A 26,032-nucleotide genomic window follows, 5' to 3' on the forward strand; every position below is an offset into this window, starting at 1 on the left:
CATAGAAGGTCTGTGTTGTTGCCGAGCCTTTGCCATGCCTGCCACTCCGCCGAAATCCAGCGAGACTCAACCGGCGCCGCTCAAGCTGCGTCGGGTGGCCATCGATACCTACCGCGAGAACGTTGCCTATCTGCACCGCGACTGCGCGATCTACCGCGCCGAGGGTTTTCAGGCGCTGTCCAAGGTTGAGGTGCGCGCCAATGGCCGGCGCATCCTGGCCAGCCTCAATGTGGTGGACGATGGCTGCATCGTCGCTGTCGACGAGTTGGGGCTGTCCGAGGATGCTTTTGCCCTGCTCGGTGTGGCCGATGGTCACCCGGCGAGCATTTCCCAGGCCGAGCCGCCGGCTTCGATCCCGGCCCTGCACCGCAAGATTGCCGGTGAACGTCTGACCCGCGAGGATTTTCGCGGCATCGTGCGCGACATCGCCGAACACCGTTATTCGAAAATCGAGCTGACCGCTTTCGTGGTGGCCTGCAACCAGGGCGAGCTGGACCGTGAGGAGGTGTACTTCCTCAGCGATGCCATGGCCATGGTCGGGCGCCGCCTCGACTGGCACGAGCACCCGGTGGTGGACAAGCACTGCATCGGCGGTATTCCCGGCAACCGCACCTCGATGCTGGTGGTGCCGATCGCCGCTGCCCACGGCATGCTCTGTCCCAAGACCAGTTCGCGGGCCATCACCTCGCCGGCCGGTACCGCCGACACCATGGAGGTGCTGGCCAATGTCGAGATTCCCTTTGCCCGTCTGGAGGAAATTGTCCGCGAGCACCGCGGCTGCCTGGCCTGGGGCGGCACCAGCGATCTGTCACCGGCCGACGATGTGCTGATCTCGGTGGAGCGGCCGCTGTCGATCGACTCGCCGGGGCAGATGGTGGCCTCCATCCTGTCGAAGAAGGTGGCTGCCGGTTCCACCCACCTGCTGCTGGATATCCCGGTGGGGCCGACCGCCAAGGTGCGCTCGATGCCCGAGGCGCAGCGCCTGCGCAAACTGTTCGAGTTCGTCTCCGGGCGCATGGGGCTGGCCATCGACGTGCTGATCAGCGATGGCCGGCAGCCGGTGGGCAATGGCATCGGCCCGGTGCTGGAAGCGCGCGATGTGCTGCAGGTGCTGCAGAACGATCCGGCGGCGCCCCAGGACCTGCGGCAGAAGTCGCTGCGTCTGGCCGGGCGCATGCTCGAATTCGACCCGGATGTGCGTGGTGGCGATGGCTATGCGATTGCCCGCGACATCCTCGATTCCGGCCGCGCCCTGGCCAAGATGCACGCCATCATGCAGGCCCAGGGCCTGCGCAGCTTCGACTGGCGGCAACCGCCGCTGGCGCCGCTGTCCTTCGAGGTCTGTGCGCCGCAGGACGGTGTGGTGATCGGCATCGACAACCTGCAGCTGGCGCGCATCGCCCGTCTGGCCGGTGCGCCGAAGGTGCAGGGCGCCGGTGTCGACCTGCTGCACAAGCTGGGCGCCGCCGTCAGCCAGGGCCAGCCGCTGTACCGCGTGTATGCCGCTTACGCCGCTGATCTTGAGTTTGCCCGCCAGGCCTGCCTGCGCAGCAACGGGTTTACCCTGGGCCGCGCCGAGGAGCTGGCGCCGCTGTTTGTGGAGTGCTGATGAACACCCAAGTCTGGTATTTCGCCGATGAACGCGAGCCGGCCCTGCGCCTGGCCGAAGCGCTGGCTGTGAGTGCGGCCTGTATCGAGCGCCATCGTTTCCCTGATGACGAACTGCGTTTGCGCCTGCCTCTGAGAGAGGGGCAGCCGCTGCCGGCCCAGGTGGTGCTGTACCGCAGTCTGGACCGGCCCAACGACAAGCTGGTCGAGCTGCTGCTGGTCTCGGCCGAGGCGCGTCGGCTGGGCGTACAGCGCCTGCTGCTGGTGGCGCCGTATCTGGCCTATATGCGCCAGGACATTGCCTTCAACCCCGGCGAGGTGGTCAGCCAGACCATCGTCGGCCCGTTCATTGCGGCACATTACGATGGTCTGGTCACGGTCGATCCGCACCTGCACCGTATCGAGCGCCTGCAGCAGGCGGTGCCGCTGGGCGAGGCGGCGCTGACCCTGTCCGGTGCACCGATGCTGGCACGGCTGATTGCCGAGCGCCGAGAGCAGCCACTGCTGATCGGCCCGGATGCCGAGTCGCGGCAGTGGATTGAATCTGCTGCTGAGGTACATGGGTTCGATTACGGGGTATGCAGCAAGATTCGCTCGGGCGATCGGGAGGTTCAGATTCAACTGCCGGAACTGGACTTCAGCGGTCGCCGGGTCGTGCTGCTGGACGATGTGGCCAGCTCAGGGCGCACCTTGGCTGCTGCTGCCAAACTGCTGCTGGCTGCCGGAGCCGCTTCGGTGGATGTGGCGGTGACCCATGCGCTGTTTGCCGGCGATGCGCTGGCGGTGATCAAGGCCGCCGGGGTAGGGGAGGTGTGGAGTACCGACTGCATCGCTCACCCGAGCAATGCAATTGCCATGGCGCCCTTGCTGGCCGAGGCTCTGCAGCCTCTGCTGAACTGAATCAGGAGCATGATGGCATGTGGCCTGCATCGGGCTGCGAACATCCTAGAGATCAGGCTATGCTGGGGCAGATGACGGGCGTCGCCCGTCTACCGGCATGCAACAGGGTTGTTGATGATTCTCGAATTCGTCCAGGGTGCGGCCTTGCTGCTGGCCCTGTGTTACCTGCAAACGGTCAACGACCGCCTCTGGGGTGAACGACGGCTGCCGGCCCGCATCAGCTCCGGCGTACTGTTTGGCCTGACCTGTGTGGTCGGCATGCACCTGCCGGTAAAGCTGGAGTCCGGGCTGATCTTCGATGGTCGCACGGTCATCCTGAGCATGGCCGGCCTGTTCGGTGGGCCGCTGGTGGCGCTGATCGCCGGGCTGATGGCGGCCGGCTACCGCGCCTGGCTGGGCGGTGTCGGTAGCCTGGTTGGCATCGGCAATGTGATTCTGCCGGTGATACTGGGCCTGGCCTACCGCGCTCTGTACCGGCGTGGCCGGTTGCCGATCACGGCTCGGAACCTGTTGCTGTTTGCCGTGTTCTTGCATTCGCTGGAACTCTTGCTGCTGTCCTTTCTACCGGCCCCCCTGTTTGCCCGGATACTCGATGAGGTGGCACTGCCCTTGGTGTTGGTGCTGTCGCCGGCGCTGGTGCTGCTGGGCCTGCTGTTGCAGGATGTCGAGCGGCGCCGGCGCACCGAGCAGGATCTGCGGCGTAGCGAGGCGCGTCTGCGCAGTATCAGTGCGGCGATTCCCGACCTGCTGATGGTGATCGACGAGGATGGCCGTTATCTGGAGGTGATTTCCTCCAACCAACAGTTGCTCTATGCACCCAGCGAACAGGTGATCGGCAAACGGCTTCATGAGGTGTTGCCGCTGGGCGAGGCCGAGCGCTTTCTCCGTTTCATCCGCCAGACGCTGGCCAGCAGCGAGCCGCAGGTCATCGAGTACTCCATGCCGACCCTTGGCGGTGACAAGGTGTTCGAGGGGCGTGCTCAGCGCTTGGATGGACCTTTGGGCGAAAAGCGGGCTGTGGTTTTCCTAGCCCGCGACATCACCGAGCGGGCGCAGTTGGAGATGGAACGGCGGATTGCCGCCATCGCCTTCGATTCGGCGCAGGGCATGATCATCACCGACGCCAGCACCCGCATCCTGCGGGTCAACCAGGCTTTCAGCCTGATCACCGGTTATGCACCGGAGGAAGTGATTGGCCAGCCGACGCGCATGCTCAGTTCCGGTCAGCAGGGCACCGAGTTCTATCAGGGCATGTGGCAGAGCATCAACCAGCAGGGCTTCTGGGAAGGCGAGATCTGGAACCGGCGCAAGGGTGGCGAGGTGTTTCCCGAGTGGCTGACCATCAGCGCCGTGCGCGATGGCGGCGGACGGGTGGTCAACTACCTGGCGGCGCTCACCGACATCAGCGAGCGCAAGGCGGCCGAGGACAAGATCCGGCGCCTGGCCTTCTTCGATCCGCTGACCGGCCTGCCCAACCGCCGCCTGCTGCAGGACCGGCTGCAGCAGGCCCTGGCCGACAGCCAGCGCACGGCCCAGTACGGCGCGCTGATGTTCCTTGACCTGGACAACTTCAAGAACATCAACGACGTGCACGGCCACCAGGCCGGCGATCAGGTGCTGCGCGAGGCGGCAGAGCGGCTCAAGGCCTGTGTGCGCGGCAGCGATACGGTGGCGCGCCTGGGCGGCGACGAGTTCGTCATCATGCTCGAACACCTGGACCTGTCTTCCGAGGAGTCGGCGAGCCAGGTCGAGCAGGTCGGCCTGAAGATCCTGGCCGATCTGGACCGTCCCTATCTGCTCGATGGGCTGCCCTTGCGCAGTTCCGTGAGCATCGGCGTGGTGCTTTTCAGCGACGCGGGCGACAGCGTCGACGAGCTGATGAAACGCGCTGACTTGTCGATGTACGAGGCCAAGACGGCGGGCAAGAACACTCTGCGCTTCTTCGACCCGCAGATGCAGCGGGCCGTCAGCGAGCGCTTGCGCCTGGAGGAGTCGATCCGCCTGGGCCTGCAGGGCAACGAGTTCTGTTTCTTCATCCAGCCGCAATACGCCGAGGGTTGTGGCCTGCTCGGCGGCGAGGTGTTGGCGCGCTGGCAACATCCGCAGCGTGGGCTGCTGGCGCCTGCGGCCTTCATCCCCCTGGCCGAGCGCGCCGGTTTGGTAGAGGATCTGGACTTCTGCATGTTGCGCCAGGCCTGCGCGCAACTGGCTCGCTGGGCGCAGCAACCGGCGCTAGCCGAGCTGACGCTGGCGGTCAATCTCAGTGCCAGGCTGCTGTATCAGGAGAATTTCGTCCGCTCCCTGCAGGACCTGCTGAGTGCCAGCGGAGCCAATCCGCAGCGTCTCAAGCTGGAGCTCACCGAGTCCTTGCTGCTCGATGACATGGTCGAGGCCAGCGTGCGCATGACGCAGTTGCAGGCGCTGGGCATCCGCTTCTCCATCGACGACTTCGGTACCGGCTATTCGTCCATGGCCTATCTGCAGCAGTTGCCGCTGGATCAACTGAAGATCGACCAGTCCTTTGTCCAGGGTCTGCCGGAGGCTGCCAGCAGTCTGGCCATCGTTCGCGCCATCTGCGCCCTGGCCAGCAGCCTCAATCTGGAAGTGATTGCCGAAGGGGTGGAGAACGAGGCGCAGCGCCAGGCCTTGCTGGCCAATGGCTGCCGGCACTATCAGGGCTATCTGTTCGGACGGCCGCTGCCGTTGACGGAGTTCGAGGCGCTGGTTCTGGAGTCGCATCAGCCCTGAAAGCACAAGGCCCCGCAGTGCGGGGCCTTGTGGCTGAACCAGCCGGGTTCAGGTGCGGAAGCTGCCGACCAGCTGCTTGAGGCGGCTGGCCTGGGTGTCGAGGTCGGCGCAGGCTTCCAGGGTGGCGTGCAGGTTGCTCACGCCCTGCTGGTTCAGGTTGTTGATTTCGGTGATGTCCATGTTCAGCGAGTCGATCACGGCGGTCTGCTCCTCGGTGGCGGTGGCCACCGACTGGTTCATGCCGTCGATCTCGCCGATGCGCAGGGTCACGCTGCCCAGACGTTCGCCGGCGCGGTTGGCGATCTGCACGCTGTCCTCGCTGTAGCGTTGGCTGTCGGTCATGGTGCCGACGGCTTCACGTGCGCCGACCTGCAACTCCTCGATCATCTTCTGGATTTCCTGGGCCGACTCCTGGGTGCGGTGGGCCAGGTTGCGTACCTCGTCGGCAACCACAGCGAAGCCGCGTCCGGCTTCGCCGGCACGGGCCGCCTCGATGGCGGCGTTGAGGGCAAGCAGGTTGGTCTGCTCGGAAATGCCTTTGATCACTTCGAGGATCTGGCCGATGTTGACCGTCTTGCTGTTGAGCGTCTCGATGTTGCTGCACGAGGTGCGGATCTTGTTCGACAGGTCGTTCATCGCGGTGATGGTCTGTTCCACCACATGGCGGCCTTCCTCGGCCTGATGACGGGCGTCGGAGGCCTGGTGCGAGGCATCGGCGGCGTTGCGGGCGATCTCCTGGGCGGCGGCGCCGAGCTGGTTGATTGCCGCGGCCACGCTGTTGGTACGGCTGGCCTGTTCGTCGGAGTTGCTCATCGACGAGTTGGAGGCCTGCAGCACGCGCTTGGCCACATCGTTGACCTGGCTGGTGGCCGAGGCCACCTCGCTGATCGAGGCATGGATACGCTCGACGAAGCGGTTGAAGGCGCTGGCCAGGGAGCCGAACTCATCGTTGCTCAGCACGCTCAGTCGACGGGTCAGGTCGCCTTCGCCTTCGGCGATGTTGTGCATGGCGCGGCTGAGGCTGTGCAGTGGCCTCATCAGAATGCGGATGAGCATGCCGAGCAGGCCGATGATCACCGCCACGGCAATCAGCGTGGCGATCAGCGCCGAGGCGCGGAAACGGTCGAGCATGGTGTAGGCCTTGTCCTTGTCGATGGACAGGCCGACATACCACTTCACGGTGGGCAGGCCCTGCACCGGGGCAAAGGTGACGATGCGCTGGCTGTCGTGCTCCGCGGCTTCGCTGAGATCGCCGTCGATGCGCGGGGTGTTCTGCGGGAATAGGTCGCCGAGTTTCTGCATCACCCGTTCCTGGTCCGGGTGGACCAGGATGGTGCCGTCGGCGCTGACCAGGAAGGCATAGCCGGTGCCGCCGAAATCCAGGGCGTTGATGGTCTGCACCAGTGTCTGCAGGCTGAGGTCGCCACCCACCACGCCGGCGCCGCGCACGGGGCTGGCGATGGTGATGATCAGCTGTTTGGTGGAGGCATCCACATAGGGCTCGGTGAGGGTGGTCGAGCCGGCTTGCACGGCATCCTTGTACCAAGGGCGGGTGCGCGGATCGTAGTCGGCCGGCAGCTCGTCCTCCGGGCGCATGGTCATCTTGCCGTCTTCGGCACCCAGGTAGGTGAACATGAAGGTGGAGGTCAGGGCCGGTTGTTCCAGCAGTTTTTCCAGGCGCTCCTGGCTGTTGTCAGTGGCGATCGATTGCGCCACGCTCTCGACCAGCAGAATGCGCCCGGACAGCCAGCTCTGGATATTGCTGGCGGTCGTGGTGCCCATGTCCTTGAGGTAGCTTTCGAGGTCATCATGGATCACCTGGCGCTGCAGGCTGTCGTTGTACAGGGAGAACAGGGCGAAGGTGCTGATCACGATGGCCGAGGCGGCCAGCAGGATCTTGTGGCTGAACTTCAGGTTCTGGAACATGGCTGCTGATCTCTTATGGCTGGAGGCGCAGGCTTTTGTTGTGAGGGGCTCTGGCAGGAGCGGCACACAGGCTGTCGGCTTCTATTGAGTAAAGCTTTAACCCGAGGGATGGCAAATGAGTGCGAATGATCAACTGCTGCTGGGTGCGGCGAGCGACGGACAGCCGCTGGGGCAGCTGTTGCGCCTGGCCAACCGTCATGGTCTGGTGGCCGGTGCCACCGGTACGGGCAAGACGGTGACCCTGCAGCGCCTGGCAGAAGCCTTCAGCGACGCCGGCGTGGCGGTGTTTGCCGCCGACATCAAGGGGGATCTGTGCGGCCTGGCCGCCGCGGGCAATCCCCAGGGCAAGATCGCCGAGCGCATTGCCGGCATGCCCTGGCTGGGGCATCAGCCCAAGGCCTATCCGGTCACGCTGTGGGATGTCGCCGGGCAGTCCGGCCATCCGCTGCGCACCACGCTCAGTGAAATGGGCCCGCTGCTGCTCGGTGCCCTGCTGGAGCTGACCGACAGCCAGCAGGCGGCGCTCTATGCGGCGTTCAAGGTGGCCGACCGCGAAGGCCTGCTGCTGCTCGATCTGAAGGACCTCAAGGCGCTGCTCAATCACCTCAAAGAACACCCCGAGCTGCTCGGCGAGGACAGCGCGCTGTTTACCAGCACCTCGTCGCAGGCGCTGCTGCGCCGTCTGGCGACCCTTGAACAGCAGGGCGCGGAGGCCTTGTTCGGCGAACCGGCGCTGCAGCTGGAGGACATTCTGCGACCAACCGCCGATGGCCGCGGTGCCATCCATCTGCTCGATGCCAGCCGTCTGGTGCACGAGGCGCCCAAGGTCTATGCGACCTTTCTGCTGTGGCTGCTGGCCGAGCTGTTCGAGCAGCTGCCCGAGCGTGGCGATGCCGACAAGCCCTTGCTGGCGCTGTTCTTCGACGAGGCGCATCTGCTTTTTGCCGACACCCCCAAAGCGCTGCAGGAGCGGCTGGAACAGGTGGTGCGGCTGATCCGCTCGAAGGGCGTCGGCGTGTTCTTCGTCACCCAGTCGCCGGCCGACCTGCCGGATGCCGTCCTGGCCCAGCTTGGCCTGCGCATCCAGCATGGCTTGCGGGCCTTTACCGCCAAGGAGCAGAAGGCCCTGCGCGCGGTGGCCGACGGCTTCCGGCCCAATCCGGCCTTCGACAGCCTGACGGTGCTGACCGAGCTGGGCATCGGCGAGGCATTGGTCGGCACCCTGGAAGACAAGGGTACGCCTGCCATGGTGCAGCGCGTGGCGATTGCGCCGCCGCAGTCGCGCATTGGCCCGCTCAGTGAGTCCGAGCGCCAGGTGCTACTGCGCCAGTCAGCCTTGCTGGGGCGTTACGAGAAGCCGATTGATCGTGAGTCGGCCTATGAGCGCCTGACCGCCCGTGCTCAGCAGTCCGAGGCGACAGCGCCCTCGCCGGCCGAAACCGGCAGTGATCTGGGCAGCATGGCTGGCGAGCTCTTGGGCGGTTTTGCCGGGCAGGTGATGAAGACCGCCATGCGCCAGGCGGCCAACCAGATCGGCCGGCAACTGGTGCGCGGTGTGCTGGGCTCTCTGCTGGGCGGCAAACGGCGCTAGCCGACTGTCTGGCGACTGGCGCGGCGCGCAGCCTGGTCAATCCAGTGGATTGGCCTTGGCCTGCTGCTCTTTCCTGATCTTTTCCAGTTCCCGCTCGAACGCATGGTCGAGGAGGTTGGGGCGTTTGCGCCAGGGCTTCTTCTCAGGGTCCGGCTGAGCGGCGTAGGTGATCACTTCACCGCCGTAAACATCCTTGTAACGTGTGGCCTGACGCTCCAGTTCGGCGCGTAGTTGCTCTTTCGTCACAGTATTTTCCAGGAAGTTGTGTCGCATGGGGTCAGGACAGACCCGCTGTTGCACAGTTTGCCCCGTCTAGGTGACGGCTCGATTAAGCGGCGGTAGATCCGCGGTGCAGCTGTGCTGGGCTCTAGTATGGCGCCGGCCAAGCCCTGTAGCCAAGGGGGCGCGGTCATTCAGCCCGCTGATGGGCGCTATCCTGCCAGGGCGTGCCGTAGCCAGGGGGATGAGCGGAAGTGGAAAAAAGCAATTTTTGCGTCTGAAAAAGCGTCATTAATGGTATTGTTCGCGCCGGAAAATCCACGCCTCGGTTCACAAGACCAGATCCTTGCGTGATTGGCCTGTTGCAACGCTGCCCAAATGATCGTCAATCCGCTAGCTGAGCCAGAAGGCGCGCCTTCTCCCGCTCTTGACTCAGCGCTGGCGACAGAGGTGGTGCCGACAGGTCGGTGTGGTAGTGCCGCCTGGCTTGCGCGCAGAAACTCCGAAACTGCGTCGGTCCGGGTTGCATTTGATAACGCGCAGACACGCGCTAGGCCTCGGCCGTCGATTACCTGCGGCAGATCATGATTTTGGAGAAGCGTTAAAATGGCGCATGACGTGAACGAAGCAGTAGATGTGGTGCTGGTTGGGGCCGGCATCATGAGCGCAACACTCGGTGCTCTGCTCAAGGAGCTCGACCCCGGCATCAAGCTGGAACTGGTCGAACTGCTGGAATCGGGGGCGATTGAAAGCTCCAACCCGTGGAACAACGCGGGTACCGGCCATGCCGGTCTTTGTGAGCTGAACTACACCCCGGAAACCGCCGATGGCTCGATTGACACCAAGAAAGCCATCCACATCAACTGCATGTTCGAAGTGTCCAAGCAACTCTGGGCGCACCTGACCGAGCAGGGCACCTTCGGTTCTCCAAAAACCTTCATCAATCCGGTTCCGCACCTGTCCTATGTCAGTGGCGAGTCGGGCGTGGCTTACCTGAAAAAGCGTTTCGAAGCCCTGCGTGGCCACCACTGCTTCGAGTCCATGGACTTCAGCGAGGACAAGGCCACGCTGAACGATTGGATGCCGCTGATGATGCCGGGCCGTCAGGCCGACGAACGCATCGCCGCGACCCGTGTCGAGGGCGGCACCGACGTCAACTTCGGTGCGCTGACCAATCAGCTGATCGACCATCTCAAGACCAAGCCGGGCGTTTCCGTCCGCTACGCGCAGAAAGTCTATGGCCTCGACCGCCAGGGCAAGGGTTGGCGTGTCAAGGTCAAGGATCTGAAAACCGGCAATACCCGTGAGATCAGCACAGGTTTCGTCTTCCTCGGCGCCGGTGGCGGTGCATTGCCGCTGCTGCAGATGTCCGGCATCGAAGAAGGCAAGGGTTACGGCGGCTTCCCGGTCAGTGGCCAGTGGCTGCGTTGCGACAACCCTGAGGTGGTCGCCAAGCATCACGCCAAGGTCTACAGCCAGGCCGAAGTCGGCTCGCCGCCCATGTCCGTGCCGCACCTGGATGCGCGCATGGTCGATGGCAAGAAGTCCCTGCTGTTCGGACCCTATGCCGGCTTCACCACCAAGTTCCTGAAGAACGGCTCCTTCCTCGACCTGCCGCTGTCGGTACGCCCGGGCAACCTGCTGCCGATGCTGGCCGTGGCCCGCGACAACATGGACCTGACCCGCTACCTGATCAAGGAAGTGATGCAGTCCATGGAGCAGCGCCTGGATTCCCTGCGCAAGTTCTACCCGGAAGCCAAGGCCGAAGACTGGAGTCTGGAAGTGGCTGGCCAGCGCGTGCAGATCATCAAGAAGGATCCGAATACCGGCGGCAAGCTGGAGTTCGGTACTGAGATCGTCGCCGCCGCCGATGGCAGCATCGCCGCCCTGCTGGGCGCCTCGCCGGGCGCCTCGGTGTCGGTATCGGCGATGCTTGATCTGATCGAGCGCTGCTTTGCCGACAAGATCAAGTCGGCAGACTGGAGCGCGCGCCTGCAGGCCATCTTCAAGGCCGATGCCAAGGCCCTGGAAAACGATCCGGCGCTGTACCGCGAAGTCAGCACGGCGTCGAGCAAGGTGCTGCAGCTGGTCTAAGTGGCCGCACCAAAAAAAACCGCCCCACGGGGCGGTTTTTTTATGGGGTGAGCTCGCCAGCTGCTAAGTCTGTTTGATGATGCTATTCGCTCGATGCCACTCGACAACCCAGGTTGACTGCGGCCACCGTACAGGGCAAATACCGCTGGGTGATGCGCGCATAGCTGCCGTCTGCCACCACCGCTGCCAGTGCCGCGTTGAATTGCTCCACAAACTCCGGCTGCAGTGATTTGCGGCTGAAAGCCACGACCGCCGGCTCCTCAGACACCACCAGCGGACTGCGGACAATCCGCTGGTTCAGGCCAAGCTGCTGCAACTCCATCAGTCCGGTCACTTCGTCTGCGATCAGGCCATCCAGGCGACCGGCGCTGAGCATCTGCCAGGCCCCCTTGCGATCACTGACCGGCAAGGTCCTCGCCTTGAAATCGGCCTGCTTGATCAGCTCGGCATATTCGCGGCTATACGTCACGTCGATCTGAATGCCCAGGCGAAAGTTGCTGTGGCTGATCTGTCCAAGCGAGTTAAATGCAAAACGCCTGGCAGCATCACGGCTCATGAACAGCACGTTGGGGGAGCGGTGGATGGGTTGTGAGAAGTAGGCAAAGGTTTCGCGTTCAGGCGTGATCAAAGCCCCCGGCAATATGTCCAGGCTGCCTTTCTTCAGGTTGTGCAGGCCGCGTGCCCACGGCAGCTCGACGAAGCGCGGTTTACAGCCCATACGTCCCAGAACCTCACGCATCAGGTCAGAGGTAGCGCCGCGTACCTGCTGTGTGGCATCAGGTATGTCGTAAGGCGGGTCGTTGGCCCAGCGCACGGTTTTCTCACAGGCCTGGCTTACCTCGACGGCGCTGGCAAGCAGTAACAGGTACAGCAGCAATGTTCGTGACTGAGGCATCGGCATCTCGGTTTCAGGTCAGGGGTGGGGCGGCTCTGGCGCGGACTCTGCGTGTTCTTTAGCCGGTTCCCCTTGTTGCTGTGTTCAGTCTAGCCTAGGGCCGAATATCGGGAGCTGGGGTCAGCGGAACTGCCTGCTCATGGGCAGCCTGCAGCTGGCGGGCGATGGCGCGCTGGAATGCCGGTCTGTCCTGCAGGCGACTCCAGTAGGCCTGAATGCGCGGCGTGAACTGTTCAGCGAGGCCCAGATGCTCCGCCAACAGCAGGGCGTAGCCAACGGCGACATCGGCGGCGGTGAAGCGCATTGCGCAGAGGAAATCTGCCGTGGCCAAGGTGCTTTCGACCGCGCGCAGGCGGGCCAGGAACCAGCGTTCATAATCCTCGGCCACCTGGGGCTGAAGTCGCTCGCCTATCTCGAAGTGGCGGTAGCGCAGCACCAGTGTCTGCGGAAAGGTCAGCGTCGCATCGCTCATGTGCAGCCAGTTCAGATAAGCCCCGAAATGCGCCTCATCGACGGTGACATCCAGTTCTCCGGGGCTGTGCCGGGCGGCAAGGTATTGGCAAATGGCCGCCGACTCGGTCAGGCGTACGTGCCCGTCGACCAGCAGCGGCACCGTGCCCAGTGGGTTTTCTTCCAGGTAGTGACGGGCCACGGCGCGAGGCGGAAAGGGCCACATGCGTAGTTCATAGGGCAGGCCCAGCTCTTCAAGCAGCCACAGGGGGCGAAAGGATCTGGCGCTGACGCAATGATGCAGGGTGATCATGGGGCGTTCATCGTGGGGTGGGCAGGCGCACAGATTATGGCGCTTGTGGGGCGAGAGCCAGGGCTGATGGGCAAAGGCGTTTAGCGGCGTTCTACGATATGCCCTGTCTGTGTCTCGAAGGCCAGATTTCGGCACTTCTTCGACACCAGCAAGCAGCAGAAACGAAAAAGCCCTGCATGAGCAGGGCTTTAACGCTTTGATTCTGGAGCGGGCGAAGGGAATCGAACCCTCGTCATGAGCTTGGGAAGCTCAGGTAATGCCATTATACGACGCCCGCTTGGACGGCCGTCTTTGTACCAGAATCGGCCTTGGCCGGGAAGCAGGCGGCTGAAATTCCTGGGCATTCTCAGAATGCGGCGACTTCCTCGTCGCTCAGCACTCGGTAGTTCCCCACCGGCAGGTCGCCCAGTTCCAAGGGACCGATGCGCTCGCGGTGCAGGCCGATGACCTTGTTCTGGAAGTGGCCGAACATGCGCTTGACCTGGTGGTAGCGCCCCTCGTGCAGTGTCAGACGTGCGCTGTGACTGCCGAGGATTTCCAGCTCGGCGGGCAGGGTGGTGAGGTCTTCATAGGCGAAGTACAGGCCGCGGGCGAACACCTCGATGTACTCGGTGCTGATCGGCTGCTCGGTCTGCACCCGGTAGACCTTGGGCTGCTTGCTGCCGGGCAGGGTCAGGCGCCTGGTCCACAGGCCGTCGTTGCTGATCAGCAACAGGCCGCTGGTGTTGAGGTCCAGGCGGCCGGCCAGGTGCAGGTCATCCTTGTCCGGCTCGTCGAGCAGGTCGAGCACTGTGCGGTGCTCGGGATGGCAGGTGGCGCTGACCACGCCTACCGGCTTGTGCAGCATAAAGTAGCGTGCCGCCTTGCCAGCCTGCAGCAGCTCATCATCCAGTTGTACCCGGCTGAATTCGCGTACCTCGGCCTGGGCGTCGCGGCACTCCTGGCCATCCAGGCGTATCCGGCCCTGGCTGATCAACTGGCGGGCGTCCTGACGGTTGAAGCGCGGCAGATTGCTGAGGAAACGATCAAGACGCATCTACAGCCTGACTGGCCAGTTGTGCGCAGGCCGGGCACAGGCAGGCCTGCTGGCGTGCCTCGACGGGAATGCGTGCCAGTGCGTCGGCACTGATCGGCGCGCTGAAGCACCAGCAGGGCAGCGTGGCGGTGGCCGGGTTGGCCAGGGTGCACTGGTTTGCCGACCCGCACAGCGGACAACGCTGCGGGTCGACGGGCGTATCAGTCATGCCGGGGCTCCAGCTGCACATCCTGCACCCAGGGTTCCAGGCGCTGGCCGAAGGCCAGCTCCACCTGATAGTGGGCGCGCTGTTGCTCGGGTTGGGCATATTCGGCGCGCAGGGCGTCGCGGCTGGCCAGTGGCAGGTACAGATCGCCCACGCGCAGTTCACTGATATGGCCGCGCACGTACCAGCGTTTGTCCTGCTGGTTGAGGCTGGCGCTGATGCGGGCCGGCACGATGACATAGCGCTGGCGGTCGGGATAACGCTGGCGCAGGCTGGCGCGGTCGAGACCGGCGGCCACCGCATAGAGGCGACTGTCCTGCTCGCGGGCGTGTTGCAGTTGCTGCTCAAGGTCCTTGATGCGCTCGGCGGCGGCCTGCTTGCTGCGGGCTTCGGCCAGCTCGGCGGTGGCACGGGCCAGCTCGCGCTGGTAGGTCGGGCCATCGAATTCCAGTACCACAAGGGCATTGCGCTCCTGCAGGCGCCAGCGGGCGTAGTGTTCCTGGCCGTCTTCTGGCAGCTCATCGAAACCCAGCTCCAGCAGGGCATCGCGCTGCAGCCAGTCGGGACCGCGCCAGTCGTTGGCGCGGCGCTGTTCCTGTTGCCAGTCCAGGCGCAGGGCCAGGTTGGAGTTTTCCTGTGGGCCGAATTCGCGCCAGGCGAATGGCAGCTCCCGCTCGGACAGGCGCAGCTGGCTGTCCGGCGTACCGCTGCGGTTCCACGCCACGCCAGTCAGGCTCAGGGCATTGCTGATCACGATCAGGCCGGCGGCGGCCAGCAGCAGGCGGGCCGGCTTCATGGCTGCACCTCCACGGCGAGGCTGCGGCGCAGGCGGCGCATCACCAGCAGTACCAGGATGGCCAGCAGGCCGAGGAGGAAGAAGAACAGGTACTTGGGCAGGTAGTCCCACCACCAGTCGAACACCTTGCAGAACAGGGCGATGACGAACAGCAGCGTGCCGCCGTTGATCAGCTCGGCCTGTTGGCGGCGAATGCCGATGTAAATGGCCAGCGCCGGTACGGCGAAACCTAGCAACTGGTAGATGCCCTCGATCAAATCCGGGTCCAGGCGCAGGTAGCTGCCTTCCCCCCAGTAGCCGAGGATCAACATTGGCAGCAGCAGGCAGACCAGACCGAGCATCCGGTACATCGCGGCAAAACCGGCGAAGCGGCGCTGCACGGCCAGTTCGGCGCTGGCCAGCATGAGCAGGGCCGGCAGCAGGAAGTTCTCCGGGCGTTCGATGCAGGCCAGCCAGTCGAGGCCGTCCCAGCTGTGCAGGCGGCTGGCGCAGAAGGCCGTGGCACTGAGCAGGCCCAATCCGAGCAGCAGGCGCAGCTCACAGGCATAGGCCAGCAGCAGGGCCAGCGCGGCCCAGGCCAGCAGGGCCTGATCGGTGGGGGTGATATTGAATATCTGACCGAGCATGACCAGGTTGAGGACAAAGGCGGTGAAGGTCAGCAGCGCCGCCAGCTTGCTGAAGTAGCCGCTGTCATCCAGGCGTTGCAGGGCTGCGGTGAGCAGCAGGCCGACCAGCGGCGCGGCGATCAGGATGGCGACCTGGCTGGTGCTGCCGAACAGGCCCCAGAAGCGGTAGAACAGAAAGAACAGGCTGGCGGCCAGGGCCAGGGCGCCGAGCAGCGAGGCGATACGCATGCCCAGCGAGAGCTGATGCGCCTGGCGGCTGTGATCGATGTCGAAGCGGCTGGCCAGCTCGCCGAGCAGGTGCTGATGGTAGCCCTGCACCTGGGCCTGCTGATCGGCCGCCAGTTGCAGCACGCCCTCGCGTTGCAGGCAGTCCAGCTCGGCGCGGAACTGGGCGATGCGGTCGCTGCGCTGCTGGGCCTGCGCGCGGTTGTCGATGGTCATGGTGACGTCCCTGTTTTCAGGCGCTGGCGCCTGGCTCGCTGGCAATCCGGTTGCGGCCACTCTGCTTGGCACGGTAAAGCGCGCGGTCGGCGCGGGCGATCAGGCCATCCAGGCCTTCGCCGCCGGTGAGGTTGGTCAGGCCGATGCTGATGGTGACCTTGAGCGCCTTGTCTTCCCAGAAGAAGTGCTGCTGCTCCAGCTGGACGCGCAGTTTTTCCGCAAGTTGCCGGGCAGTATCCAGAGGGGTGTTCTTGAACAGCACGATGAACTCTTCTCCGCCCCAGCGGCAGACGATGTCCGAACGGCGCAGGGAGGCCCGCAGCTGGTTGGCGAAGCCCTTGAGCACCACGTCACCGGCCATGTGGCCGTGGGTGTCGTTGAGGGTCTTGAAGTGGTCGAGGTCGATGACGATGGCGCTGAGCGGCTGCTGCTCGCGGCGGGCCTCCTCGATGGCCTGCCCGGCGAGCATCTCGAAGCCGCGGCGGTTGGGCAGTTCGGTGAGCTGGTCAGTGGCCGCCAGGCGTTCGATGCGCAGCTGGTAGCGGCGAATGAGCAGGCTGAACAGGGTCATCACGACGGCGGTGACCAGCAGACACATCAGCACGCTGAGCCACAGCGACTGGCGGATTTCGGCGGTCTGCCCGCCATCGTGCTTGGTGACGAACAGGTAGTTCTTCAGCTCGGGGATGTAGCGCACATTGACGAAGTAACGGTGGCCTTCGTACTCGTATTCGTAGCTGCCGTCCTGCAACTTGGGCATCTGCGCGAGCAGGCCGTCGAGGCCCTCGATATCGGCAATTGCCTTGCCGGCACGGTTGCCGAACGGCCCGCCTGCCTCGCCTGTCAGGCTGATCACGCCACGCTGGTTGACCAGATAGACGGTGCGGTCGAAGCGCTTCTGGTAGGTGTCGATCAGCTTGACCACGCTTTCCACGGACAGGCCGACGCCGGTGACGCCAAGAAAATGCTGTGCCTCGTCGAGTACCCGGTAGTTGATGAAGATGGCCATGCTGTCCTGGTTGGCCATGTCGATGTCGACATTGATCTCGTAGGGCTCATTCAGCTCGCGGACGCGGAAGTACCAGGCATCCCGTGGTTCATCCTGGGCCACCTGCTTGAGGACGCCGCGGCTCTGGAAGTAGGTGCGGGTCTTCTCCGAAATGAAGAAGCTGGTGAAGGCGTTGTGGCGGTTCTGTACCTCGCGCAGGTAGCGGGTGATCTGCCCGACGTCCTGCTCTCCGTGCTTGATCCAGTCGTGCAGGAAGGTGTCGTTGGCCATCATCGAGGCGATCAGCACCGGGCGCACCAGATCGCGCTGGATCTCCGAGTAGACGTTGTCCGAGGTCAGCGGCAGTTCGGTGCTGAGGATGCTGCTGCGTACCGCCTTCAGCGAGGTGTAGTAGCTGAACAGGGTGGTGGTGAGAAATCCGCCCAGCAGCAGGAACAGCAACAGCAGGCGCAGTGGCACAAGGGTCCTATGGCGGCGGCTGGTCAGCGGCATGCAGAGCGCTCCAAGGCTCGATAGACATGCCCTAGTGTGGCAGAGGCCGGCGCCGCCAGCGAGTGCGGCGCCGTGCCGCGTGTTTCAGCGGCTGGCCAGCCAGGCGCGCCAGCCGCCAAAGGCGGTGATGTCGCTGGCGCCTGCGAGCCCATAACCCTCGCAGATAAAGCCGGTTTCCCAGCTGCCATCGGCCAGCTGCACCTTGCCCAGCCCCAGGGGCGCCGGGATGCCGGTGAGGAAGGAGCCCAGTTCACTGCTCGGCAGCTCCCAGACTTCCACGGCAATGGCCGCGCCACCCTCGGCGACCCGAACCATCCCGGGGCGCTGCACCGGGCCCCCGGCCAGGGCGTACAGCCGGTAGTCCGGCGAGCTCTGCGTGGCCTCAAGCAGACGGCCGCCGCGTTGCCTGAGCTGCCAGTTGAGCTGCAGGCCATCGAGGTGCGCGCCGCACACCACCACGCGGGCGCTGTCGTGGCGGGCGAGGGTGGCCGGGGCAGGCGACTCCAATGTGCGTTCACCGGACAGAGGAAGGCCATGCTGGCGCTGCAGGGCATCGGCCAGACCAAGCAGGTACTGGTCGGTGAAGGCACGACCGAACAGGGTCACGCCCCACGGCAGGCCGTTTTGCATGAAGCCGGCTGGCACCGCCACGGCGGCATAGTCGAGCATGTTCATGAAGTTGGTGTAGTAGCCCAGGTCCGAATTGCGCTTGACCGGTTCGGCGTGCAGCTCGTCCAGGGTCACCGGGCGTGGATAGGCCGGGGTCAGCACACAGTCCAGATCGGCGATGATGCGGTCGCAGATCGCCTTGAGTGCCTGCAGGCGGTACTGGGCGCGGAAGGTATCGACGCCACTGACGGCGGGCGCTTTCTCCAGCACGGCCTTGATCACCGGCAGTACGGCATCCGGCTGCTCTTCGATCAGCTTGCCGGCGACGCTGTAGCGCTCGGCCACCCAGGGGCCCTCGTAGAGCAGACGCGCCGCTTCGAGGAAGGGCGCGAAGTCGATTTCCACTGCTTCGCCACCCAGGGCTTTCAACTGCTCGATTGCCTGCGCGAACAGCGCCGGGCTTTCCGGGCAACCGAGGAACTCCAGCTGCGCTGGCACGCCGAAGCGAAAGCCAGCGCGCGGCTTGCCGAAGGCGCTGGCATCGTTCCACAGCGGGTTGGCGCGGCTGTATTCGTCGCGCGCATCCAGTTTGGCGGTCAGCGCCAGCAACTGGCTGGCCTCAAGGGCGGTGGTGGTGAGGTAGGTCACGCAGTCCAGCGTGCGGCAGGCCGGCACCACGCCGGCGGTCGATATCAGCCCCTTGCTGGCCTTGAGGCCGATCAGGTTGTTCAGCGCCGCCGGCACCCGGCCGCTGCCTGCGGTGTCGGTGCCCAAGGCAAAGCTGGCCACGCCCAGCGCCACGGTCAGGGCGGAGCCCGCGCTGGAGCCGCCGGACGGGTAATCCGGATGCACGCTGTTGCGGCATTCACCGTAGGGCGAGCGGGTGCCGTTCAGGCCGGTGGCGAACTGGTCAAGGTTGGTCTTGCCCAGTGGCACGGCGCCGAGGGCGATCAGTTGCTGGACAACGCTTGCGCTCTCTCCGGGGATATAGGCGAAGGCCGGGCAGGCCGCGGTGGTCGGGATGCCGGCCAGGTCGATATTGTCCTTGATGGCGAAGGGCACGCCGTACAGTGGCAGCTCGGCCGGTGACTTGGCGTCCAGCGCGGCCAGGTAGGGCTCCAGCTCTGCCTGGCTGAGCAGGTGGATAAACAGGTTGAACTCGGGATTCAGCGCGGCGGCGCGTTCGCGCAGTTCGCCGATCAGCTGGCGCGGGCTCAGGCTGCCGCTGGTGTAGGCGGCTTTCAGGGCGCCGAGGCGCAAATCATGGGCAAAGGCGGGCATCAGGCTTCCTCCAGAACAACAACACGCTGACCGGCGCGCACCGGGGAACCGGGCTGCACGCGAACTTCACGCACCACGCCGTCGCGCGGGGCGGTGAGGGGGATTTCCATCTTCATCGACTCGAGGATCACCAGCACATCGCCGGCTTTCACCGTGCTGCCGGTCTCCACCTGCACCTGCCAGAGGTTGCCGGCGATGTGGCTGTCGATGCCATGCTGGCCGGCACCGAGCGGGGCGTCCTCGCCCACATCCGGGCCGACTTCCTCGACCTCGAAATGCGCCTGGCCGGAGTCGATCCAGCGTTGGCGTTCGGCGGCAAACGCCGCACGCTGTTGGCTGCGGAAGGCGTCGATGCCCGCGGCTTCCTGGCTCAGGAAGTCCTGATAGTCGGCCAGGGCCAGTTCGCTGTCCTCGATGCGCAGTTCATAGCGGCCCAGCGGGAAGTCGCGGCGGATCTGCAGCAGCTCCTCGGCCGAGACCGGGTAGAAGCGGATCTGGTCGAAGAAGCGCAGCAGCCAGGGCTTGCCGTTGAACGCGGCCACTTCGCGGTAGCGGTTCCACATCTGCAGGGTACGGCCGACGAACTGGTAGCCGCCGGGGCCTTCCATGCCGTACACGCACATGTAGGCGCCGCCGATGCCCACCGAGTTCTCGGCAGTCCAGGTGCGCGCCGGGTTGTACTTGGTGGTGACCAGGCGGTGGCGCGGGTCCAGCGGGGTGGCCACCGGCGCGCCGAGGTAGACGTCGCCCAGGCCCATTACCAGGTAGCTGGCATCGAACACCGTACGGTAGACCTCATCCAGGTTGGGCAGGTCGTTGATGCGGCGGATGAATTCCAGGTTGCTCGGGCACCAGGGCGCGTCCTTGCGCACCGTGGTCATGTATTTCTCGATGGCCAGTTGGCAGGCCGGGTCGTCCCAGGACAGCGGCAGGTAGACGATGCGCGACGGCACGCGCAGGTCGGTGGCGTTGCACACCGCATCCCACTCGCCGATCACCGCAGCGAGCAATCTGGCTAGCGACAGGGTTTCCGGCTGGTAGTGCACCTGCAGGGAGCGGATGCCGGGCGTCAGATCAATCACACCATCGAGGTTCTTCGCCTCCAGTGCCTGCATCAGCGCATGGCCGCGGAAGCGCAGGACGAGGTCCAGTTCCGGCTGGCCGATTTCCAGCAGCAGGTGGGTGTCGCCGGAGAGGCGGGCTACCAGGCGCTTGTCGAGGCTGCCGATGTCCAGCACCACTGGCGGCTCCAGCGGGATCGGCTGCCAGTCGACGGGCACGGCCTGCAGTCCGGCAACTTCTGCATGGCGGGCCCTGGCCAGCTGGCGGGCGGTGTCGATATTCACCGGCACGAAGCGCAGCTTGTCGCCGGCCTTGAGCTGGCCGAGCTGCCATAGGTCGGCCTCGATGATGGTTACCGGGCAGACGAAGCCGCCTAGGCTCGGGCCATCAGGTCCAAGAATGACAGGCATATCGCCGGTGAAGTCCACCGCGCCGATGGCGTAGGGGTTGTCGTGGATATTCGACGGATGCAGGCCGGCTTCGCCGCCGCTGTCGCGCACCCACTCCGGTTTCGGGCCGATCAGGCGCACGCCGGTGCGGCTGGAGTTGAAGTGCACTTCCCAGTCGGTGGCGAGGAAGGTGTCGATATAGGCCGGGGTGAAGTATTCCGGCGCGCCGTGCGGGCCGTAGATCACCCGCAGTTCACGTACGGCGGGCAGGGCAGTACAGAGTGCGGCGGGCAACTGTGCGCCGTTGCTCGTATCGCCGAGAGGCGGAATATGCAGCACATCGCCGGCACGCAGAGCGCGGCCGCCGTGGCCGCCGAACTGGCCGAGGGTAAAGGTACTTTTGCTGCCCAGGTATTCCGGTACCTGCAGGCCGCCGCGCAGGGTGAGATAGGCGCGTGCGCCGCTGCCGTCGATGGTGCCGAGGCTCAGGGTGCTGCCGGCCTTGATCAGCAGCGCGGTGTTTATCGGCTGCGCCACACCGTCCAGCGTCACCGGGATATCGGCGCCGGTCACCGCCACCACCGCCTCGGTGTTGAAGCGCAGCAGCGGGCCGCTCATGGTGATTTCCAGGCCGGCGGCGCCTTCGTCATTGCCCAGCAGGCGGTTGCCCAGGCGCAGGGCACGGTCGTCCATCGGCCCGGAGGGCGGTACGCCGACAGCCCAGTAGCCGAGGCGGCCGGGGAAGTCCTGCACTGTGGTCTGGGTGCCGGCAGACAGCACTTCGAAGGTGCTGGCGCGGTAGGCCAGGCCTTCCAGGCAGCGGGTCCAGGGATTGCCTTCGGCGAAGGGCGCGTCACTGATGATCTGACGCAGGTACTGGCGGTTGGTTTCCGCGCCGTACAGCAGGGTATCGGCCAGGGCCTGGCTGAGGGCGGCGCTGGCCTGCTCGCGAGTCGGCGCCCAGGTGATGAGCTTGGCGATCATTGGGTCGAAGTAGGGCGGAATCTCGCAGCCGGCTTCGACCCAGGTATCGATGCGCAAAGCTTTGCCATCGGCTTCGGGGAAGCTGACGGCGGTGAGCAGGCCGGGGCAGGGCTGGAAGTCGCGGCCCGGGTCTTCGGCATACAGGCGCGCCTGGATGGCGTGGCCGCTGGGTTTCAGTTCTTGCGCCAGTTCGCTCAGCGGCGGCAGATCGCCGGCCGCCAGCTCGATCATCCAGCGCACCAGGTCGACGCCCCACACCTGCTCGGTGACGCCATGCTCGACCTGCAGGCGGGTGTTCACTTCGAGGAAGTAGAAGCGCTCGGCCTCGCTGTCGTAGACGAACTCCACGGTGCCGGCGCTGCGGTAATTCACGGCCTTGGCCAGCTTGATCGCCGCCGCGCAGAGCTCCTCGGCCATGCCGGCCGGCAGGTTGGGTGCCGGGGTTTCTTCCAGCACCTTCTGGTTGCGCCGCTGCACCGAGCAGTCGCGTACGCCGAGGGCGAGGACATCACCCTGGCCGTCGCCAAATACCTGCACTTCCAGATGGCGGGCGCGCTGGATGTACTTCTCGATGAACACGCCGCTGTCGCTGAAGTTGTTCTGGCCCAGGCGCTTGACCGCCTCGAAGGCATCCGAGAGTTCTTCCGCGCTGCGGCACACGCGCATGCCGATGCCGCCACCGCCGGCGGTGCTTTTCAGCATCACCGGGTAGCCGACCGCTTCACCGGCCCTGAGCGCGGCGTCGAGGTTTTCCAGCAGCTCGGTGCCTTCCAGCATCGGCACGCCGTGCTGCTTGGCCAACGCGCGGGCGGTGTGCTTGAGGCCGAAAACGCGCAATTGTTCTGGAGTGGGGCCGACAAAGGCGATACCGGCAGCCTCGCAGGCTTCGGCGAAGGCGGCGTTTTCGGAGAGGAAGCCGTAGCCGGGGTGGATGGCTTTGGCGCCGCTGCGCCTGGCGATCTCCAGAATCTTGTCGACCACCAGATAGGTAGTGGCCGCCGGGCCTTCGCCCAGGCTATGGGCCTCATCGGCCTGCTGCAGATGCAGGCTGGCGACGTCGGCTTCGGAGTAAACGGCCACGCCCTTTACGTCGAGCTGGTGCAGGGTGCGCAGGATGCGGCAGGCAATGGCGCCGCGGTTGGCGATCAGGAGTTTGTCGAACATTCGAGGAGTCCTCGAAGGAGGCGGGTCGTCCCGCCGGTATTCGGTCTGCACCACGGTCGTCCGGGGTGTGAATGCTTTGCTCCCTCTCCCCGTTGGGGAGAGGGTTGGGGTGAGGAAACGAGGTTAAAGCCCCTCACCCCCGCCCTTTCCCAGAGGGAGAGGGGGTTGTCCGAGTGATCTCACTCCCATACCAGCACCTCGGCTGGAGTCGGGTTGTAGGCGTTGCAGGGGTTGTTCAGCTGCGGGCAGTTGGAGATCAGCACGATCACGTCCATGTGCGCCTTGAGCTCCACGTACTTGCCCGGGGCCGAGAGGCCATCCTCGAAGGTCAGGCCGCCTTCCGGGGTGACCGGCACATTCATGAAAAAGTTGATGTTGGCGCCGAGGTCGCGCTTGCTCAGCCGGCCGTCGTGCAGCGCGCCGCGCAGGAAGTTGTCGCGGCAGCTGTGCATGTAGCGCTTTTCCAGGGCATAGCGGACGGTGTTGCTCTCCTGGGCGCAGGCGCCGCCGAGGGTGTCGTGGCGGCCGCAGGTGTCGGCGGTGATGGTCAGCAGCGGGTTGCCGAGGTTGGACCAGAGCACGGTGCCGGTGGTCAGGTACACGCTGTTCTGCTTGCGCAGGGTGCGCTGCGGGTCGTAGCGCTCGCGCGGGTTCTTTGCGCTGAAGAACAGGGTGTCGACGGCCTGGTTGCCTTCCAGGTCGAGTAGGCGCAGGGTCTGCCCGGCCTTGACCTCGAACAGGTATGGCTCGCCGGCCGGGATCACATGGCGGAACACGGCGGCCTCGGGATGCAGGGTGCTTTCGATCAGGCTCATGGCGCCGCTCCTTACAGGTAAAGCCGTTCGGTATTGTGGAAGCCGCGGCCGTTTTCCGGACGCGAGGTGCGGCAGAGCACGCTGATGCCATCGCTCTGCACCTGCTGCCAGCTGAGCTGCACTGGCTTGGGCGCGTACTGCGGATTCGGGTCCATCGGGTGTTCCAGGGCGGTGAGCACCACCAGGGTGTCCATCGGCGCATACAGCTCGATGTAGTCGCCGGCTTTGGAGTTGCCGGCTTCGAAGTGGAAACAGCCGTCGCCATCGACCGTGACCTTGCTGAACAGGTTGAGGTTCATCAGCAGGTCGGCGAGGCCAAGGTCCCACTTGCCCAGTTCTACCAGCAGGTTGTCCATGCCATTGCGGAAGAAGCCGTTGCGCAGCTCCTGATAGCGGCCCTGGCCGTACTTCTCGGCCACTTCTGCCGCGTTCAGCAGGCCGCCAATGCTGTCATGCCAGCCGCAGGTGTCGGCAGTTATGGCCGCGAGGATTCTGCCCATATCCGAGTACAGGCAGTGGCCGGCGGTGAGCCTGGCGGTGTGCTGGCACTTGAGGGTGTCCGGCAGGTTCAGGCGCTCGCTTTTCTCATGGGCATTGAGCAGCAGCAGGCTGACGTTGGCGCCGCCTTCGATATCGGTGATGCGCAGCAGCTGGCCGCGCTTGAGGACGAAGGAGGTGTGGCCGCCTCCGGGCACGAGTTCCTCGTACAGCGTGGGGCGCAGGGTGAGTGCAGCGGTCATGGGATGCTCCTTACAGGGCCGGTTGCAGGTCGCCGGTGATGTGCGCCGGCAACGCCGCGACGGCGGCGCGCTGGGCGCGGCGGTCGCTGTTCAGGGGGATGTCGTAGGTGATGCGCGCGCCGAAGGCGTTCGGCGCATGCGGATCGATGCGGGTCTTGTCGAACACCAGCAGGCGGGTGCCGAGGCTGAAACCCTCACTCAGATCATGGGTGACCATGAAAACGGTCAGGCCGGTCTCGTGCCACAGTTCCAGCAGCAGGGCGTGCATGTCCTTGCGGATGCCCGGGTCCAGCGCGCCGAAGGGTTCGTCGAGCAGCAGCACGCGTGGCTTCATGATCAGCGCCTGGGCGATGGCCAGACGCTGCTGCATGCCGCCGGAAAGCTGGCTGGGGTACTTGTCCAGGGCATGGCCGAGGCCGACCTTGCGCAGAATGGTTTCGGCCTGGGCGCGGGCGTCGCGCTTGGCGGCGCCGAACAGCCTGCCGAGCAGTGGCGAGCGTGGCAGCTCCAGGCCGATGGCGACGTTGTCCAGCACGGAGAGGTGCGGGAACACCGAGTAGCGCTGGAACACCACGCCGCGGCTGCTGTCCGGCTCGCCGGGCAGTGCTTGGCCGGCCAGCAGGATTTCCCCCTTGCTCGGCCGTTCCTGGCCCAGCAGCAGGCGCAGGAAGGTCGACTTGCCGCAGCCGGAGGCGCCGACCAGCGTGCAGAACTCGCCTTCGTTGATCGACAGGTTCAGGCGTTCGAGTACGACCTGATCGCCGTACTCCTGCCAGACATTCTTCACCTCGATGAACGCACTCATGCCTTGGCTCCTTCATACCAGGGGAAGCACAGGCGGGTGAGCTGGCGCAGCCCAAGGTCCATCAGCCAGGCGAGCAGAGTGATCCACACCACGTACGGCAGGATCACGTCCATCGCCATGTAACGGCGCACGAGGAAGATGCGATAGCCGAGGCCGTCGGTACTGGCGATGGCTTCGGCGGCGATGAGGAACAGCCAGGCCGAGCCCAGCACCAGGCGCAGGGCGATCAGCAGGCGCGGCAGCAGTTGCGGCAGCACCACGCGCAGAATCAGCGTCCAGGTGCTGGCGCCGAGGGTCTGCGCCTTGATCAGGATTTCCTGAGGGATTTCGCGGGCGCGCTGATCCAGATCACGGGCTAACACGGGAGTAATGCCGATAACGATCAGCATCACCTTGGACAGTTCTCCCAGGCCAAAGACGATAAACAGGATCGGCAGTATCGCCAGCGGTGGCACCATCGACAGCACGGTGAGCAGCGGCGACAGCGGCGCACGGAAGAGCGGCAGGATGCCGGCAGCGATACCCAGGCATAGCCCCGCCAGGGCCGCGATACCGATGCCCATACCCAGGCGCGACAGGCTGGCAGCGCTGTCCTGCCAGAACAGGTATTCGCCGCTGCGCTTGTCCTCGGTGAAGGCCAGGCGGTCGATGGCGCTGACCATCTGGCTGGCACTGGGCAGCAGCTTGTCGTTGGGGTTGTCCGTCAGCCGTGCTGCCGAGCCCGTAAAGTAGGCAAACAGCAGCAGGGCGAAGGGCAACAGGATCAGCAGCAGGCGGCCGCCGCGGTCCGGGTGTCGGTTGATCAGGCGCATGGCGCTTCCTCGGGATTCGGCA

Annotated in this window: 20 protein-coding genes and 1 tRNA gene; 5 read left to right on the forward strand and 16 right to left on the reverse strand. The window is 65.1% G+C overall.

The features are described 5' to 3' along the window. The first annotated feature begins 34 nt into the window (after positions 1-34). The 3 genes from HNP49_RS17320 (at position 35) to HNP49_RS17330 (ending at position 5,256) form a co-directional block, all read left to right on the forward strand. Positions 35-1,609 carry a thymidine phosphorylase family protein gene (locus tag HNP49_RS17320; protein ID WP_184685356.1) on the forward strand — a complete coding sequence of 525 codons (1,575 nt, stop codon included), beginning with the start codon at positions 35-37 and terminating at the stop codon, positions 1,607-1,609. Beyond that, complete coding sequence (locus HNP49_RS17325; protein ID WP_184685358.1) at positions 1,609-2,508, forward strand: ribose-phosphate diphosphokinase; 900 nt, start codon at positions 1,609-1,611, stop codon at positions 2,506-2,508. The genes HNP49_RS17320 and HNP49_RS17325 overlap by 1 nt, the downstream gene beginning before the upstream one ends. Positions 2,509-2,622: 114 nt before the next feature. Beyond that, positions 2,623-5,256, forward strand: a complete 2,634-nt coding sequence (locus HNP49_RS17330; protein WP_184685360.1) for an EAL domain-containing protein — start codon at positions 2,623-2,625, stop codon at positions 5,254-5,256. A gap of 48 nt (positions 5,257-5,304) precedes the next feature. Here the strand turns inward: HNP49_RS17330 and HNP49_RS17335 are convergent, their stop codons facing one another. After that, positions 5,305-7,182: a methyl-accepting chemotaxis protein gene (locus tag HNP49_RS17335; protein ID WP_184685362.1), complete on the reverse strand. Its 1,878-nt coding sequence runs from the start codon at positions 7,180-7,182 to the stop codon at positions 5,305-5,307. A 115-nt stretch (positions 7,183-7,297) separates the two neighbouring features. Between HNP49_RS17335 and HNP49_RS17340 the strand changes: the two genes are divergently transcribed. After that, the gene (locus HNP49_RS17340; RefSeq protein WP_184685364.1) at positions 7,298-8,773 is read left to right on the forward strand and encodes a helicase HerA-like domain-containing protein; all 1,476 of its coding nucleotides are present in this window, start codon (positions 7,298-7,300) and stop codon (positions 8,771-8,773) included. A gap of 36 nt (positions 8,774-8,809) precedes the next feature. Here HNP49_RS17340 and HNP49_RS17345 read toward each other — a convergent pair whose 3' ends face one another. Then, on the reverse strand, positions 8,810-9,019 hold the full coding sequence (locus HNP49_RS17345; protein WP_184685366.1) for a hypothetical protein: 210 nt from the start codon (positions 9,017-9,019) through the stop codon (positions 8,810-8,812). Positions 9,020-9,598: 579 nt separating this feature from the next. Here HNP49_RS17345 and mqo point away from each other — a divergent pair. Continuing rightward, the gene (mqo, locus tag HNP49_RS17350) at positions 9,599-11,086 is read left to right on the forward strand and encodes a malate dehydrogenase (quinone) (RefSeq protein WP_184685368.1); all 1,488 of its coding nucleotides are present in this window, start codon (positions 9,599-9,601) and stop codon (positions 11,084-11,086) included. A gap of 82 nt (positions 11,087-11,168) precedes the next feature. Here the strand turns inward: mqo and HNP49_RS17355 are convergent, their stop codons facing one another. From HNP49_RS17355 to HNP49_RS17420, 14 genes are all read right to left on the reverse strand, one after another. Next, positions 11,169-11,981: an ABC transporter substrate-binding protein gene (locus HNP49_RS17355; RefSeq protein WP_184685370.1), complete on the reverse strand. Its 813-nt coding sequence runs from the start codon at positions 11,979-11,981 to the stop codon at positions 11,169-11,171. Between the two features lie 94 nt (positions 11,982-12,075). Beyond that, a complete protein-coding gene (locus HNP49_RS17360; protein WP_184685372.1) occupies positions 12,076-12,744 on the reverse strand; it encodes a glutathione S-transferase family protein in 669 nt (222 codons plus the stop codon). Between the two features lie 203 nt (positions 12,745-12,947). Next, a tRNA-Gly gene (locus HNP49_RS17365) sits at positions 12,948-13,021 on the reverse strand. A 69-nt stretch (positions 13,022-13,090) separates the two neighbouring features. Beyond that, positions 13,091-13,780 (reverse strand): pseudouridine synthase, encoded by a 690-nt coding sequence (locus HNP49_RS17370; RefSeq protein ID WP_184685373.1) that lies wholly within the window; start codon positions 13,778-13,780, stop codon positions 13,091-13,093. Continuing rightward, entirely contained in the window at positions 13,770-13,988 is a 219-nt protein-coding gene (locus HNP49_RS17375) for a cysteine-rich CWC family protein (protein WP_184685375.1), read from the reverse strand. Before HNP49_RS17375 ends, HNP49_RS17370 begins: the two co-directional genes overlap by 11 nt. Beyond that, positions 13,981-14,781 carry a DUF4824 family protein gene (locus tag HNP49_RS17380; protein ID WP_184685377.1) on the reverse strand — a complete coding sequence of 267 codons (801 nt, stop codon included), beginning with the start codon at positions 14,779-14,781 and terminating at the stop codon, positions 13,981-13,983. Before HNP49_RS17380 ends, HNP49_RS17375 begins: the two co-directional genes overlap by 8 nt. Further along, positions 14,778-15,848, reverse strand: coding sequence for a DUF2157 domain-containing protein (locus HNP49_RS17385; protein ID WP_184685379.1), 1,071 nt, complete (start codon positions 15,846-15,848; stop codon positions 14,778-14,780). The genes HNP49_RS17380 and HNP49_RS17385 overlap by 4 nt, the downstream gene beginning before the upstream one ends. Before the next feature lie 16 nt (positions 15,849-15,864). Next, on the reverse strand, positions 15,865-17,349 hold the full coding sequence (locus tag HNP49_RS17390) for a diguanylate cyclase (RefSeq protein WP_184685381.1): 1,485 nt from the start codon (positions 17,347-17,349) through the stop codon (positions 15,865-15,867). 84 nt (positions 17,350-17,433) lie between these two features. Beyond that, positions 17,434-19,239 (reverse strand): allophanate hydrolase, encoded by a 1,806-nt coding sequence (gene atzF, locus HNP49_RS17395; RefSeq protein WP_184685383.1) that lies wholly within the window; start codon positions 19,237-19,239, stop codon positions 17,434-17,436. Further along, positions 19,239-22,838 carry an urea carboxylase gene (gene uca / locus HNP49_RS17400; protein WP_184685385.1) on the reverse strand — a complete coding sequence of 1,200 codons (3,600 nt, stop codon included), beginning with the start codon at positions 22,836-22,838 and terminating at the stop codon, positions 19,239-19,241. The genes atzF and uca overlap by 1 nt, the downstream gene beginning before the upstream one ends. A gap of 179 nt (positions 22,839-23,017) precedes the next feature. Beyond that, on the reverse strand, positions 23,018-23,653 hold the full coding sequence (locus HNP49_RS17405) for an urea amidolyase associated protein UAAP2 (protein WP_184685387.1): 636 nt from the start codon (positions 23,651-23,653) through the stop codon (positions 23,018-23,020). Between the two features lie 11 nt (positions 23,654-23,664). After that, positions 23,665-24,393 (reverse strand): urea amidolyase associated protein UAAP1, encoded by a 729-nt coding sequence (locus tag HNP49_RS17410; protein ID WP_184685389.1) that lies wholly within the window; start codon positions 24,391-24,393, stop codon positions 23,665-23,667. A 10-nt stretch (positions 24,394-24,403) separates the two neighbouring features. After that, complete coding sequence (locus tag HNP49_RS17415; protein WP_184685391.1) at positions 24,404-25,198, reverse strand: ABC transporter ATP-binding protein; 795 nt, start codon at positions 25,196-25,198, stop codon at positions 24,404-24,406. Next, positions 25,195-26,010, reverse strand: coding sequence for an ABC transporter permease (locus tag HNP49_RS17420; protein WP_184685393.1), 816 nt, complete (start codon positions 26,008-26,010; stop codon positions 25,195-25,197). The genes HNP49_RS17415 and HNP49_RS17420 overlap by 4 nt, the downstream gene beginning before the upstream one ends. Positions 26,011-26,032: the final 22 nt, after the last annotated feature.

It is taken from the genome of Pseudomonas fluvialis, assembly GCF_014207935.1.
Lineage (GTDB): Bacteria > Pseudomonadota > Gammaproteobacteria > Pseudomonadales > Pseudomonadaceae > Aquipseudomonas > Aquipseudomonas fluvialis_A.

Coding starts and splice junctions, on each gene's coding strand:
- HNP49_RS17320 (WP_184685356.1), top strand. CDS start 35: ATGCCTGCCACTCCGCCGAAATCCAGCGAGACTCAACCGGCGCCGCTC.
- HNP49_RS17325 (WP_184685358.1), top strand. CDS start 1,609: ATGAACACCCAAGTCTGGTATTTCGCCGATGAACGCGAGCCGGCCCTG.
- HNP49_RS17330 (WP_184685360.1), top strand. CDS start 2,623: ATGATTCTCGAATTCGTCCAGGGTGCGGCCTTGCTGCTGGCCCTGTGT.
- HNP49_RS17335 (WP_184685362.1), bottom strand. CDS start 7,182: ATGTTCCAGAACCTGAAGTTCAGCCACAAGATCCTGCTGGCCGCCTCG.
- HNP49_RS17340 (WP_184685364.1), top strand. CDS start 7,298: ATGAGTGCGAATGATCAACTGCTGCTGGGTGCGGCGAGCGACGGACAG.
- mqo (WP_184685368.1), top strand. CDS start 9,599: ATGGCGCATGACGTGAACGAAGCAGTAGATGTGGTGCTGGTTGGGGCC.
- HNP49_RS17355 (WP_184685370.1), bottom strand. CDS start 11,981: ATGCCTCAGTCACGAACATTGCTGCTGTACCTGTTACTGCTTGCCAGC.
- HNP49_RS17360 (WP_184685372.1), bottom strand. CDS start 12,744: ATGATCACCCTGCATCATTGCGTCAGCGCCAGATCCTTTCGCCCCCTG.
- HNP49_RS17370 (WP_184685373.1), bottom strand. CDS start 13,780: ATGCGTCTTGATCGTTTCCTCAGCAATCTGCCGCGCTTCAACCGTCAG.
- HNP49_RS17375 (WP_184685375.1), bottom strand. CDS start 13,988: ATGACTGATACGCCCGTCGACCCGCAGCGTTGTCCGCTGTGCGGGTCG.
- HNP49_RS17380 (WP_184685377.1), bottom strand. CDS start 14,781: ATGAAGCCGGCCCGCCTGCTGCTGGCCGCCGCCGGCCTGATCGTGATC.
- HNP49_RS17385 (WP_184685379.1), bottom strand. CDS start 15,848: ATGACCATCGACAACCGCGCGCAGGCCCAGCAGCGCAGCGACCGCATC.
- HNP49_RS17390 (WP_184685381.1), bottom strand. CDS start 17,349: ATGCCGCTGACCAGCCGCCGCCATAGGACCCTTGTGCCACTGCGCCTG.
- atzF (WP_184685383.1), bottom strand. CDS start 19,239: ATGCCCGCCTTTGCCCATGATTTGCGCCTCGGCGCCCTGAAAGCCGCC.
- uca (WP_184685385.1), bottom strand. CDS start 22,838: ATGTTCGACAAACTCCTGATCGCCAACCGCGGCGCCATTGCCTGCCGC.
- HNP49_RS17405 (WP_184685387.1), bottom strand. CDS start 23,653: ATGAGCCTGATCGAAAGCACCCTGCATCCCGAGGCCGCCGTGTTCCGC.
- HNP49_RS17410 (WP_184685389.1), bottom strand. CDS start 24,393: ATGACCGCTGCACTCACCCTGCGCCCCACGCTGTACGAGGAACTCGTG.
- HNP49_RS17415 (WP_184685391.1), bottom strand. CDS start 25,198: ATGAGTGCGTTCATCGAGGTGAAGAATGTCTGGCAGGAGTACGGCGAT.
- HNP49_RS17420 (WP_184685393.1), bottom strand. CDS start 26,010: ATGCGCCTGATCAACCGACACCCGGACCGCGGCGGCCGCCTGCTGCTG.